Origin of the sequence: Aeromonas sp. XH, assembly GCF_033348475.1 — a bacterium.
GTDB lineage: Bacteria > Pseudomonadota > Gammaproteobacteria > Enterobacterales > Aeromonadaceae > Aeromonas > Aeromonas sanarellii.
Window position 1 is genome coordinate 95,066 of the sequence record NZ_CP137630.1, and the last position, 13,180, is coordinate 108,245.

Annotated in this window: 12 protein-coding genes; 9 read left to right on the top strand and 3 right to left on the bottom strand. The window is 66.6% G+C overall.

What is annotated here, in order from left to right:
* Window positions 1–5: 5 nt before the first annotated feature.
* Window positions 6–488: a pantetheine-phosphate adenylyltransferase gene (gene coaD, locus R2B70_RS00435; protein ID WP_216991411.1), complete on the bottom strand. Its 483-nt coding sequence runs from the start codon at window positions 486–488 to the stop codon at window positions 6–8.
* A 220-nt stretch (window positions 489–708) separates the two neighbouring features.
* Between coaD and R2B70_RS00440 the strand changes: the two genes are divergently transcribed.
* Window positions 709–1,752, top strand: coding sequence for a glycosyltransferase family 9 protein (locus tag R2B70_RS00440; RefSeq protein WP_318162368.1), 1,044 nt, complete (start codon window positions 709–711; stop codon window positions 1,750–1,752).
* 87 nt (window positions 1,753–1,839) lie between these two features.
* On the opposite strand, the gene R2B70_RS00445 is transcribed toward R2B70_RS00440, so the two are convergent.
* A complete protein-coding gene (locus R2B70_RS00445; protein WP_318162369.1) occupies window positions 1,840–2,628 on the bottom strand; it encodes a glycosyltransferase family 2 protein in 789 nt (262 codons plus the stop codon).
* Window positions 2,629–2,945: 317 nt separating this feature from the next.
* On the opposite strand from R2B70_RS00445, the gene waaF reads away from it, so the two are divergent.
* The 3 genes from waaF to R2B70_RS00460 all read left to right on the top strand — a co-directional run bounded on the left by waaF (window position 2,946) and on the right by R2B70_RS00460 (window position 6,303).
* The gene (gene waaF / locus R2B70_RS00450) at window positions 2,946–4,043 is read left to right on the top strand and encodes a lipopolysaccharide heptosyltransferase II (protein ID WP_318162370.1); all 1,098 of its coding nucleotides are present in this window, start codon (window positions 2,946–2,948) and stop codon (window positions 4,041–4,043) included.
* 1 nt (window position 4,044) lies between these two features.
* On the top strand, window positions 4,045–5,313 hold the full coding sequence (gene waaA / locus R2B70_RS00455) for a lipid IV(A) 3-deoxy-D-manno-octulosonic acid transferase (protein ID WP_318162371.1): 1,269 nt from the start codon (window positions 4,045–4,047) through the stop codon (window positions 5,311–5,313).
* Window positions 5,314–5,424: 111 nt separating this feature from the next.
* Window positions 5,425–6,303 (top strand): DMT family transporter, encoded by an 879-nt coding sequence (locus R2B70_RS00460; protein ID WP_042078218.1) that lies wholly within the window; start codon window positions 5,425–5,427, stop codon window positions 6,301–6,303.
* Window positions 6,304–6,479: 176 nt separating this feature from the next.
* Here R2B70_RS00460 and R2B70_RS00465 read toward each other — a convergent pair whose 3' ends face one another.
* Window positions 6,480–7,343 (bottom strand): YicC/YloC family endoribonuclease, encoded by an 864-nt coding sequence (locus R2B70_RS00465; RefSeq protein ID WP_042078217.1) that lies wholly within the window; start codon window positions 7,341–7,343, stop codon window positions 6,480–6,482.
* A gap of 146 nt (window positions 7,344–7,489) precedes the next feature.
* Here R2B70_RS00465 and rph point away from each other — a divergent pair, with 146 nt between their 5' ends.
* From rph to R2B70_RS00490, 5 genes are all read left to right on the top strand, one after another.
* Entirely contained in the window at window positions 7,490–8,206 is a 717-nt protein-coding gene (gene rph, locus R2B70_RS00470) for a ribonuclease PH (protein WP_042078215.1), read from the top strand.
* Window positions 8,207–8,281: 75 nt separating this feature from the next.
* Window positions 8,282–8,935: an orotate phosphoribosyltransferase gene (gene pyrE, locus R2B70_RS00475; RefSeq protein WP_042078213.1), complete on the top strand. Its 654-nt coding sequence runs from the start codon at window positions 8,282–8,284 to the stop codon at window positions 8,933–8,935.
* A gap of 161 nt (window positions 8,936–9,096) precedes the next feature.
* Window positions 9,097–11,520, top strand: coding sequence for a heavy metal translocating P-type ATPase (locus R2B70_RS00480; RefSeq protein ID WP_318162372.1), 2,424 nt, complete (start codon window positions 9,097–9,099; stop codon window positions 11,518–11,520).
* Window positions 11,521–11,530: 10 nt separating this feature from the next.
* Window positions 11,531–11,920 (top strand): Cu(I)-responsive transcriptional regulator, encoded by a 390-nt coding sequence (gene cueR, locus R2B70_RS00485; protein ID WP_042078211.1) that lies wholly within the window; start codon window positions 11,531–11,533, stop codon window positions 11,918–11,920.
* A gap of 105 nt (window positions 11,921–12,025) precedes the next feature.
* Window positions 12,026–13,180 carry a diguanylate cyclase gene (locus R2B70_RS00490; RefSeq protein ID WP_318162373.1) on the top strand — a complete coding sequence of 385 codons (1,155 nt, stop codon included), beginning with the start codon at window positions 12,026–12,028 and terminating at the stop codon, window positions 13,178–13,180.

The window sequence follows — 13,180 nt, forward strand, 5'->3', positions numbered from 1 at the left end:
AGGGGTCATCCTTTCTGCTTGGCGGCGATGGCCTGGGCCACCGCGGGGTCGACGAACTGGTGGATGTCGCCACCGTGCAGCGCCACCTCCTTCACCAGGGTGGAGGAGATGAAGGAGTTCTCCTCCGCCGGGGTGAGGAAGACGCTCTCCAGTTCCGGCATCAGGCGGCGGTTCATGTTGGCCAGCTGGAATTCGTATTCGAAGTCGGAGACGGCGCGCAGGCCCCGGATCAGCACGTTGGCCTGCTGCTCCCTGGCAAAATCCACCAGCAGGCCGGAGAAGCCGACCACCTTGACGTTGGGGAGGTGCGCCGTCACCTGGCGGGCCAGCTGGACGCGCTCCGCCAGATCGAACAGGGGCCGCTTGCTCGGGCTGTTGGCGACCCCGACCACCACTTCGTCAAACAGTCGGGCGGCCCGGCCAATCAGGTCGGTATGGCCGTTGGTGATGGGATCGAAGGTGCCGGGATAGATTACCTTGTTGGTCATGCTGGTGATTCCTGAAGCCGGAAAGTTGGTCGCATTATAGGGGTTGTTGCCGGTCCGGTGCGACTGCGATGGCGCGGATCCTGGCGTGAGCCCCCTGCTTCGTCCGCACAAATCGGGGCCCCGTGGCGTCTTCGCTTGAGAATAGCCCTGCATCAGGCAAGAATACCCGCATCGCGCATCAAGCCTCCTTCATTGGTGACAGGGAGCATAGGGATTTTTTATGAAACGTATTCTGGTAGTCCGCAATGACAAGATTGGTGACTTCATGCTGGCCTGGCCGAGCTTCGCCATGCTCAAGCGCTCCATGGAGTGTCATGTGACTGCCCTGGTTCCCGCCTACACGGCGCCGCTGGCCCGCCTCTGCCCCTGGATCGACGAGATCATCCTGGATCCGGGTGCCCGGGCCGACAAGGAGCAGCAACGGGCCTTGCTGGCCCGCATCAAGGCGGCCGCCTTCGATGCCTCCATCTGCCTCTTCTCCAACACCCGCAACGCCAAGCTGGTGTGGAAGGCGCACATTCCCTACCGGCTGGCCCCGGCCACCAAGCTGGCCCAGGTGCTCTACAACCAGCGGCTGGTGCAGCGCCGTTCCCGCTCCCAGAAGCCGGAGTACGAGTACAACCTGGATCTGGTGCGCCGCTTCCTCGCCGACCAGCAACTGAGCGTGGTGGAGCCCCAGGGGCCCTACCTCAGCTTCGATCCCGAGAGCCTGCAGCAGGTGCGCGAGCAGATCGCCGCCCGTCTCAGGCTCGACGCCAGCCGCCCCTGGCTGATGGTGCACGCCGGCAGCGGCGGCTCGGCCAACAACCTCTCCATCGAGCAGTACTCGCGCCTCATCATCAAGCTCAACCAGGCCTGTCCCGAGTTGCAGTGCGTGCTGACGGCGGGGCCGGGGGAGGAGGGGAAGGCGGAGCAGCTGGCGGCCGAACTGCTGGCCCATGGGGGCAACGGCTGGATCTATCGCTCCGACGAGGGGCTGCCGAAGTTCTGCCAGGTGATGGCCAATGCCGCCCTGTTCGTGGCGGGCAGCACCGGGCCGCTGCACATCGCCGCGGCGCTGGACGTGCCGACCGTCGGCGTCTTCCCGGCGCACCGTTCGGCGACGCCGCTGCGCTGGCGACCCCTCAACAGCGAGGGGCGCCATCTGGCGTTCAGCCCGCCGGAGGACAGCGATCATCCGGATGACATGAGCCAGCTCGATCCCAAGGCCATGGCGGCGGCGATCGCCCGCTGGGCGCCGCCGTTCTGGCGCGCCGAGGGCTGAGAGCGAACACAGTTAATGCAGACAGGGCCCCGAGGGGCCCTGTCTCGTCACGGGATCTGCCGACGGGCAGCCAGGGTTTGCGGAGGCTTACTTGCCAGCCTGATCCTGTGCCTGGGGCTGCTGGCGGATCCAGAGGTCCGCGTACTTCACGAAGGTGGAGTGGGCGGAGAGGATGGCCAGCAGCAGTCCCTGCTTGCCGTCGAGGAAACCGGCCTTGAGCAGGTACATCTTGAGGAAGCAGCCGACGGCGTGCACCAGCCCCTGGCCCAGGGATCCCTTCTTGCCGCGGGCGGTGCGCTGATCGGCCCAGGCGCGGGCGTAGCCGGCGGATTTGACCAGATAGTGCTCCAGATCCCGGTAGGTGTAGTGGAGCAGGTCGCCGTGCAGGTTGACGATCTTCATGTTGGCGCGTACCTCCACCTTCTCGTGCACCAGCGCCTCGTTGTAGCCGGTCAGCGCCTTGGGATAGAGGCGCAGCACCCGATCCGGGTACCAGCCGCTGTGGCGGATGAAGCGGCCGAACACCCAGGAGAGGCGCGGGATGGAGTAGATGGTGTCGCTGGCCGGGTTGGCCATGACGTCCTGGATGGCGCTCCTGAGCTCGGGGGTGAGCCGCTCGTCCGCATCCAGCCACAGCACCCAGTCGGACTGGACATGGGACTGGGCGAGGCGACGCTGGCGGCCGAAGCCGGGCCAGGCCGTGTTGACGAAGAAGCGGGCGCCGAACTCGGCGGCGATGGCGGGAGTGTCATCCTGACTGCCGGAGTCGAGGACGACGATCTCATCCACCAGGTCTTCGAGGGAGGCGAGGCAGGCACGCAGGTTGTCGGCTTCGTTCTTGACGATCAGGACGGCCGCCAGGGTCGGTTTTTTCACAGGCAAGGGACTCTCATTGGCACCCGGCGGGCGGGTCATGCTCGGATTGGCGCCTATTCTAGCCTAAAACCCCGGCCGGGGCATGGGCCTGGCTCATTTGACCGGCTTGCCTGCCACCGTGGCATCTGGTGGCGCCCGGCACGCCTCTATCGGGGCGGGAAAGGTGCTTGTGTGGTTGAGCGGGCGCAGCGGATCCCGACAAAGAGGCTGTCCGGCGGGGCTGACGGGTATCTTCTGTTATTTCTTCGGCCTTTCTTGGGGCATAATCTCGCCCAGTAACGATCAACAGCCGGGCTAGTCCCGAGAGAAGACGCGCGATGAAGATATTGGTGATCGGCCCCTCCTGGGTCGGCGACATGGTGATGTCCCAGAGCCTCTACAAGGCGCTCAAGAGCAACCACCCGGGCAGCGAGCTCCATGTGATGGCGCCGGCCTGGTGCGTTGCGCTGCTGGAGCGCATGCCCGAGGTGGACAAAGCCATCCCCATGCCGCTCGGCCACGGCGACTTCAAGCTGGGGGCCCGCCGCCGGCTCGGCAAGCAGCTGGCCGCCGAGCAGTACGATCAGGCCATCATCCAGCCCAACTCCATGAAGTCGGCGCTCATCCCCTGGTTTGCCAGGATCCCGGTGCGCACCGGCTGGAAGGGGGAGCACCGCTTCGGCCTGCTCAACGACATGCGCAGCAACAAGCAGGCCTTCCCGCTGATGGTGGAAGGCTATCTGGCGCTGGCCTACCCCAAGGGGCAGATGAAGAGCCGGGCCGACATCCCCGCCATTCCCCATCCCTCCCTGCACGTGGATCTCATCAACCAGGGCAAGGCGCTGGAGCGGCTCGGCCTGAATCGCGCCCGCCCCGTGCTGGTGCTCTGTCCGGGGGCCGAGTTCGGCCCGGCCAAGCGCTGGCCGGAGGGGCACTACGCCGTGGTGGCCCAGAAGCACCTCGACGAGGGCTGGCAGGTGTGGATCTTCGGCTCGGGCAAGGACGTGGAGGTAGCCAACACCATCCGCGATCGGATCAACCCCCTGTCACGCCCCAACTGCCACGTGCTGGCGGGCAAGACCAGCCTGCACGAGGCGATCGATCTGATGGCCCTGGCCGGTCGGGTCATCGCCAACGACTCGGGTCTGATGCACGTGGCGGCCGCCCTCAACCGGCCGCTGATCGGCGTCTATGGCTCCACCTCGCCGCTCTACACCCCACCGCTGGCGGACAGGGTCGAGATAGTCCACACCGACATCGAGTGCCGCCCCTGCTTCAAGCGCACCTGCAAGTTCGGCCACCTCAAGTGCCTGATCGAGCTGATGCCGGAGCAGGTCATCGAGGCTGGCAAGCGACTGGAGCGGAGCGAGCCGGAGGATCGGGTGATCGCGCTGCAGCCGGTGGCTCAGGCCGCCGACGGGGGCGAAGGCCGATAACATGATCTACCGGCTGCTCTACAACCTGCTGATCCACCTGGGGTTGCCCCTGGCACTGCTGGCGCTCTACAAGCCCAAGAAAGGCAAGCCCGGCTTCGGCAAGCGCTGGGCCGAGCATCTGGGACGATTGTCACCGACCGGACAGGAGGCCCCCCTCTGGATCCATGCGGTGAGCGTGGGGGAGACCCTGGCCATCACCCCTTTCATCCACGCCCTCAAGGCCGAGCGCCCCGAGCTGCCCATACTGCTCACCACCACCACCCGCACCGGTGCCGAGCAGGCGGCCAAGCTCGGGGAGCTGGTGGTGCACCGCTATGCGCCTCTCGACTACCCCTGGGCCGTCTCGGCGTTTCTGAGCACCGTCAAGCCCCGCGCCCTCTGGGTGATGGAGACCGAGTTGTGGCCGAACTGGCTGGCGGCCTGCGAGGCGCGCCACCTGCCGGTGACCATCCTCAATGCCCGCCTCTCGGAGCGCTCCTGCCGGCGCTATGGCCGCTTCCAGGGCGCCTTCGATGCCTTGAGCCACCCGCTGACCCACCTGCTCTGCCAGCACCAGGACGACGCGGATCGCTTCCATCGTCTGGGAATCGCGCGCAACCGACTGGCGGTGACCGGCTCCATCAAGTTCGACATCCAGTTCGGCGACGAGGTGCAGGCCAGGGGCCGCGCCCTGCGCCAGCAGCTGGGGGAGGCACGACCTGTCTGGATCGCCGCCAGCACCCACCAGGGGGAAGACGAGCAGGTGCTGGCCGCCTTCGAGTGGGTGCTCAAGGCCCATCCCTCCGCCCTGCTGATCCTGGTGCCGCGCCATCCCGAGCGTTTCGATCGGGTGGCCGAGCTGTGCGCCCCCTACGGTTGCGTGCGGCGCACGGCGGGCAGTGCGGTCGGCGAGAGCGACAAGATCTACCTGGGTGACACCATGGGCGAGCTGCCGCTGATGCTGGCGGCGGCGGATCTCGCCTTTGTCGGTGGCAGCCTGGTGCCCGTGGGCGGTCACAACCTGCTGGAACCTGCGGCGCTGGGCAAACCCTGCCTGACCGGCCCCGTCTATTTCAACTTCAGCGACATCACCCGCCAGCTGGTGGCCCAGGGTGGCGCGGCCGTGGTGGCGGACGCCGAGGCGCTCGGCCACCGGGTGAGCACCCTGCTCGGCGATGCCCCTGCTCGCCGCGAGATGGGGGAGCAGGCCCGCGCCGTGGTGCTGCGCAATCAGGGGGCGCTGGCGCGCACCCTGTCCCATTGCCTCGCCAGCCTGGAAAGTGACGACTGAGGCGGGGCGGCCTCGTGGCCGCCTCACCAACACGTCTGCCAAACCCCGGGAGACAATCCGCGCCCCTTTCCTTTATGCTCTGCCCTTTGCCCCCGACCCTGTGATGCCCCGATGAACCGCGCTCCCCTGCTGTTGATGATACTGGTCACCCTGCTGGCCGCCGCCGGCTGGCTCTTCTCGAAAGAGGCTATTCGCGAGCTGCCCACTGCCGCCTTTATCGGCAGCCGCTTCCTGCTGGCCGCCCTGCTGCTCTTGCCGCTCGCCTGGTTGCGGGAGCCGCCCCCCAGTGGCTCACAACTGCTGCGCGCCACCGGCTGCGGCACCCTGCTCGGGGCCAGCCTGCTGTTCTGGGTCACCGCCATCAGCCAGAGCGATGCGCTCGGCAGCGGCGCCTTCATCATGAGTGTGGCCACCCTGATGGCGCCGCTCGCCGCCTGGGCCGCCTTCAAGGCCAGACCCGGCCGTCACTACTGGCTCACCCTGCCCGTCGCCGTGGCCGGTCTGCTGCTGCTCTCCAGCAGCACCCACTGGGGCGTGTCGCTCTCCCTGTTCTGGTTTCTGGCGGCGGCCGCCACCCTGGGGGTGCAGCTCGCGGTGCACCGCCACTTTGCCCAGTCCATCCCCCCTACCTGGCTCACCTGCATCCAGCTGGCGGTGACCGGGCTGCTCGGCACCCTGCTCTCCCTGCTGACCGAGCAGTGGCCCGCCAGCATCGGCACTGGCATCTGGGGCTGGTTTGCCGCCAGCGTGCTGATCGCCACCACCTTGCGCTACTGGCTGCTCACCCATGCCCTGAGCCGGATGACCACGGCCCACGCCGCCCTGCTGATGCTGCTGGAACCGGTCTGGACCCTGATCTTAAGCACCCTCTTCTATGACGAGCCGCTGGGCCCCGCCAAGCTGGCCGGCGCCGGCCTGGTGCTGGGCGCCCTGGTGCTCTACCAGCTCCCCCTGCTGCTGCGCAGCCGCAAGTTGAAATCACCGGTCTAGCCTGCACGGGCGACGAGCGTAAATGGTTCGGAAAAGCGAGAGGGTCTGCATGGCAGGCCCTCTCTGCGTGATGGCGCATGTCGAGTTGGGCTGCCATCAGTCAGGCGGCTGATCGCCGCGGGAAACGGGCATAAAAAAGCCCCCGCGTGGCGGGGGCTGGTGCATCGAGGAGGGGATCACTCGATGTTCTGGATCTGCTCGCGCATCTGTTCGATGAGGACCTTCAATTCGACGGCGGACTGGGTCACCTCGGCGTTGATGGACTTGGAACCGAGGGTGTTCGACTCGCGGTTGAACTCCTGCATCATGAAGTCGAGACGGCGGCCGCAGGCGCCCCCCTTCTTCATGATCTTGATGGTCTCGCTGATGTGCATCTCCAGGCGATCCAGCTCTTCGGCCACGTCGATCTTCTGGGCCAGCAGCACTATCTCCTGCTCGATGCGGGCGGGATCCAGCTCCACCTTGGCTTCGGCCAGGCGGTCGGTGAGCTTCTGGCGCTGCCACTCGATGATCTGCGGCAGGTGCACGCGCACCTTCTTCACTTCCACCTGGATGCCGTCAAGGCGCTGCTCGATCAGCGCCTTGAGGTTGGCCCCTTCGCTGGCGCGGGAGGCGAGGAAGTCGTCCATGGTCAGGTCAAACCCAGCCATCAGCTCGGTGGCGACCACGTCCATGTCCTGCTCGGCGGCGGCCATGACCCCCGGCCAGCGCAGCACGTCCACCGGGTTGAGCTGGCCCTGACCCGCCTCTTTCATCACCCAGTTGGCGCTGTCGATGATGAGCCTGGCCAGCTCTTCATTGATGTGGAGCTGGCTGGCGGCGGCCTGGGCGGCCTCGAAGCGCAGGTTGCACTCCACCTTGCCGCGCTGCAGCTTGGCACGGAAACGCTCGCGCAGGACCGGCTCCAGGCTGCGCAGTTGTTCCGGCAGGCGAATGTAGGTCTCCAGATAGCGCTGGTTGACCGAACGAATTTCCCAAACGGCTGTGCCCCAGTCGCCCTTGAGTTCCTTGCGGGCGTAGGCGGTCATGCTGTGAATCATTGATTGTTCCGGGCTTGATGAAGTGTGCGGCCAGTATACTCAGCCAGGCCTGCTCCGTCAGCCGACGAGGTGGTTTTAGCGGCTGATATTTGAGTAGCAATCGCTTATACTCCTGCGCCAATTCAGCCAGCCCAGAGGTCAGTCCCATGTCCCGTCCCAGCGATCGCAGCGCCGCCCAGGTGCGTCCGGTTACCATCACCCGCAACTTCACCAAGCATGCGGAAGGGTCCGTGCTGGTGGAGTTTGGCCACACCCGGGTGCTCTGCACCGCCAGCGTCGATACCAGCGTGCCGCGCTTCCTGAAAGGCAAGGGTCAGGGCTGGGTCACCGCCGAGTACGGCATGCTGCCACGCTCCACCCATTCGCGCATGAACCGCGAGGCGGCCGCCGGCAAGCAGAGCGGCCGCACCCTGGAGATCTCCCGCCTGATCGCCCGTTCCCTGCGCGCCGCGGTGGACCTGACCGCGCTCGGCGAGCACTCCATCACGGTGGACTGTGACGTGCTGCAGGCCGACGGCGGCACCCGCACCGCCGCCATCACAGGGGCCTGCGTGGCCCTGGTGGACGCCCTGAACTGGATGGTGGAGAAGGGCATGCTCAAGCAGAGCCCGCTCAAGCAGATGATCGCCGCCGTCTCCGTCGGCATGTATGAGGGGGAGGCCATCTGCGATCTGGAGTACGTGGAAGACTCCGCCGCCGAGACCGACATGAACGTGGTGATGACCGAAGACGGCCGCATCATCGAGGTGCAGGGCACCGCCGAGGCGGAGCCCTTCACCCACGAGGAGCTGCTGGCGATGCTGGCGCTCGCCAAGGGTGGCATCATGGACATCATCGCGCTGCAGAAGCAGTCACTTGCATGATTTTAAAAACGCGGCATTGACCGCGTTTTTTTATACCCCCACACCAGTCAACGACAAGCCAAGCAAGGAGCCAGAATGAAAGCCTACCAGCGTCAATTTATCGAGTTCGCCCTGGAGAAACAGGTCCTCAAATTCGGTGAATTCACCCTGAAATCCGGCCGCAAGAGCCCCTACTTCTTCAACGCCGGCCTGTTCAACAGCGGCCGCGATCTGGCCCGTCTCGGCCGTTTCTACGCCGCCGCCCTGATGGATGCCGGCATCGAATTCGACGTGCTGTTTGGCCCGGCCTACAAGGGGATCCCCATCGCCTCCGCCACCGCGGTGCAGCTGGTGGAGCAGCACGACGTGGACGTGCCCTGGTGCTTCAACCGCAAGGAGGCCAAGGATCACGGCGAGGGCGGCAACCTGGTGGGCAGCCCGCTCAAGGGGCGCATCATGCTGGTGGACGACGTCATCACCGCCGGCACTGCCATCCGCGAATCCATGGATCTGATCCAGGCCAACGGTGCCTCCCTGGCCGGGGTGCTGATCGCCCTGGACCGCCAGGAGAAGGGCAAGGGCGAGCTCTCCGCCATCCAGGAGGTGGAGCGTGACTACGGTGCCCACATCATCGCCATCATCCAGATGAGCGATCTGATCCAGTATCTGGAGGAGAAGCAGGCCGAGCAGCCCGAGCTGGCCTCCCAGCTGGCGGCCATGAAGGCGTATCGCGCCCAGTACGGCATCTGAGCCTCTCCGTATCCATGAGAATGGCGTCGCCCCTGCCGGGGCGGCGCCATTTTTCATGGGATAAAAAAGTGGTCATCGCGACTTGAGCTTACCCTTACAGTAAAGGTTAGGGTTTGATCATCGGCATTGGTTCTGGCCGACTGGTTCCTGGGAGGAACATCATGACCACAGATATTCTATCACCCATCCATCTGCAGTTGCCGCTCAGCGGCATGAGCTGCGCCAACTGCGCCAACCGCATCACGACCGCCCTCAACAAGCTTGACGGGGTGCAGGCCACCGTCAACTTCGCGCTGGAGCAGGCGGCCATCGACCTGGCCAGCCCCGACCGTCTGCCCGAGGTGCTGGAGAGCATCAAGGCCCAGGGCTATGACTATGGCCAGGAGACGCTCACGTTCCAGATAGGCGGCATGACCTGTGCCGGCTGCTCTGCCCGTTTGAACAAGATGCTGGTGGCGCTGCCCGGCGTCATCTCGGCCGACGTCAACTTCTCCCTCGAGCAGGCCCGCCTCGTGCTGGTGCCCGGGATGCAGACCCCCGCCGCCCTGCGCACCCGGATCGAGGCCCTCGGCTTTGACGCCCAGCTGGCACAGGGCTCCGCGAGCGGTCGCCGCCAGCAGTTGCTGGAGCGGGAGGCGCAGGAGTCTGCCGCCGCGCACCAGGCGCTGATCCAGGTCTGTATCTCGGCACTGCTGACCCTGCCGCTGCTGGTGGGCATGCTCTCCATGGCCGGGCTGCTGCACTGGCATCTGCCCGCCTGGCTGGAGCTGGTGCTCGCCACCCCGGTGCAGTTCTGGATCGGGGCCCGCTTCTATCGCGGCGCCTGGCTCGCATTGCGCAACAGGGCGGCCAATATGGACGTGCTGGTGGCGACCGGTACCAGTGCCGCCTACTTCTACAGCCTCTATCTGCTGCTGACCCTGGGGGCTGCCGCCAGCGGCAAGCTCTACTTCGAGGCGAGCGCCATCATCATCACCCTCATCTCCCTCGGGAAGCTGTTGGAGGCGAGAGCCCGCCGCAGCACCCAGTCCGCCATCCGCGAGCTGATGGCTCTGCGCCCCGAGACGGCTACCGTCTGGCGCGGGGGGGAGTGGCGCAGCGTCGGCATCGACGAGGTGCTGCGTGGCGACAGGCTGCGGGTGCTGGTGGGGGAGCGGGTGCCGGTGGACGGCAAGATAACGAGCGGCGAGAGCGAACTGGACGAATCCATCCTCACCGGCGAGAGCCTGCCGGTGCCGCGCACGCTGGGGGATGCCGTGCTGGGTGGCGCCATCAACCGCTCCGGCGTGCTGGAGATCGAGGCCACGACCGTGGGGGAGGACTCCAGCCTCAGCAAGATCATCGCCCTGGTGGAGAGCGCCCAGATGGGCAAGGCACCGCTGCAACAGCTGGTGGACAGGGTCTCCGCCGTGTTCGTGCCCGTGGTGATGGCCATCGCCCTCTTTACCCTGCTGGCCTGGTATGCCGCAAGCAACGACTTCGGCCAGGCGCTGCTGGCGGCGGTGGCCGTGCTGGTGATCGCCTGTCCCTGTGCCCTCGGGCTGGCGACTCCGGCAGCCATCGTCACCGGCACCGGGGTGGCGGCGCGCCACGGCATCCTGATCAAGGACGTCGACACCCTGCAGAAGGCCCACGCCATCAAGGCCCTCATCTTCGACAAGACAGGGACCCTGACCCAGGGCCGGCCGGTGCTGGCGAGCTGGAGCGGCAGCGACGAGCAGCTGCGCCTCGCCGCCGCCCTGCAACAGGCGAGCGAACACCCGCTGGCGCTGGCCATGCGCGAGGCGGCCGGCAAAGATGCCGCACTGCCCCAGCCGGAGGCGGTGGAGGTGCGGGTCGGTGCCGGCATCCTCGGTCAGGTGGCGGGCCACGGGGTCGCCATCGGCAACAGTGTCTTGCTGGCCCAGCTCGGCATCGAGGCGCCTGTGCAGGAGGAACAACCTGCCGACGGGGCGACCCGGGTCTGGGTAGCCATCGACGGCGTGGTCGTCGGCCTCGCCGCCCTGGCCGATACCCTGAGGCCGGAGAGCCCCGAGGCCATCGCCACCCTGCGCCAGCGCGGCATCGCCAGCTGGCTGGTGAGCGGCGACGCGCCCGCGCCTGTGGCCCACATCGCCGCCAAACTGGGGTTGGACGGGGCCTTCGATTCCGTGCTGCCCGCCGGCAAGGTGGACAAGGTGGCGGCGCTGCGGGCGCAGACCTCCGGGTTGGTGGCCATGGTGGGGGACGGGGTGAACGATGCGCCGGCGCTCGCCGCGGCGGACGTGGGGATCGCCATGGGCTCCGGCTCCGATGTGGCCATGGAGACGGCCGCCATCACGCTCATGCGATCTGACCCTCGGCTAGTGGCCGATGCCATCGACATCTCGGCGGCGACCTGGCGCACCATACAGCAGAACCTGTTCTGGGCCTTCGTGTTCAACGTGGTCGGCATTCCGCTGGCGGCGCTGGGCTATCTCAGCCCGGAGCTGGCGGGGGCGGCCATGGCGCTCAGCAGCGTCACCGTACTGAGCAATTCCCTGTTACTTAAGCGCTGGCAGCCCAGGGCGGGCGCCCGCGTCGCAAGCACCCATTCGAGCCAATAAGGAGGCGAGCATGAACATCAGCAAGGTTGCCAAGGCCACCGGCCTGACCGCCAAGACCATCCGGTATTACGAGAGCATCGGGCTCATCACGGCGCCGGTGCGCAGCGACAACGGCTATCGCAGCTACGGCGACGGCGCCCTGCGGGAGCTGCGCTTCGTCAAGCGGGCGCGGGAGACCGGCTTCAACCTGGAGGAGTGCCAGGAGCTGCTGGCACTCTACCGGGACGAGCACAGAACCAGCGCCCAGGTGAAGAAGCTGGCCCAGGAGAAGATCGTCGATCTGCGCGCCCGCATTGCCGGCCTTCAGGCCATGCTCGTTGCGCTCGAGGAGGTGGTGAGCTGCTGCCACGGGGATGCAAGCCCCGAGTGCCCCATCCTCGACGAGCTGGAAAAAGGGTGAGCGGGCCGGAGGCAGCGCTGAGTGTCAGCTTAATAGCGGGCGATTGATTGTTGAGCAGGAAAGGGGAGTGGTAGACTGTGCGGCTCTTGTACAGGGAGTGCCCAGTTGACCCAGAGTGTGAAACATCAGGTGCGGCGTGCCATCATGGTCCAGCTCTATACCCACGCCTCCTTCAGCCTGCCCTGTCTGGCGCTGCTGGCGATCAGCTGGAGCCTGCTGTGCCACGACTACCTGCCGGTGGGGGAGGCCCTCGGCTGGCTGGGGCTGGTCTTCCTGCTGCTGCTGGGGCGCTGGTGGCACCTGCGCTGGCGTCAGACCAGACTGACGCAGCTCCCGCTGCCGGTGCTGGAGCGGGAGCTGTTCATCGGCGTCACCATCACCTCCATCATCTGGGCCCTGGGCGTGCTGCTCTACATGGACAGGCTGCCGGACACCTACCGCGCCGCCATGATGATGCTCGCCAGCCTGATCCTCACCGGCAGTGCCATCATGCTGTTCGGCAGCCGCCGCACCCTCTACGGGGCCGTGCTGCCGCTCGGGTCTGCCATGCTGTTCGAACTGGGTGGCGGCAACGAGCAGGAGCGCATCGTCTCCTGCATGCTGGCGGGCTATCTGTTCGTGTTTCTGCCCACCCTGCTGCGACGCCTGCGGCGGGATCAGGTGGCCTCCCTCTACCACAGCTTCTCCAACGCCGAGCTGGTGGCGGAGCTCAAGGCGGTCTCCGAGCACCTCAAGCTCACCTCCCGCCTGGACGGGCTGACCGGCATCGCGAACCGGGCCCACCTCGATGACAGCCTGGCGCGGGCCTGGCGCCGCTGTCACCGGGCCCAGGCCCCCCTCTCCCTGGTGCTGGTGGACGTGGACTACTTCAAGCAGTTCAACGACCACTATGGCCACCAGCTGGGGGACCAGTGTCTGCAGCAGGTGGCGAGCCTGCTGGCCGAGGTGCTGCGCCGGGAGGACGATCTGGCCGCCCGTTACGGGGGGGAGGAGTTCGCCCTGCTGCTGCCCTGCACCACCTTGCAGGGGGCCATGCAGATCGCCGAGCAGGTGCGCACGGCCCTGCGCACGCTCGGCATTCCCCACCACAAGTCCCGGGTCTCGGGGCGGGTCAGTTGCAGCTTCGGGGTGGCGACCCTGGTGCCGGACCAGCACCACTCCATCGCCGATCTCATCCAAAAAGCGGATGCGGCCCTCTACCAGGCCAAGCATAATGGCCGGGATCGTATCGAAGTAGCCTTGATGGGTAAGGTTGCCTGA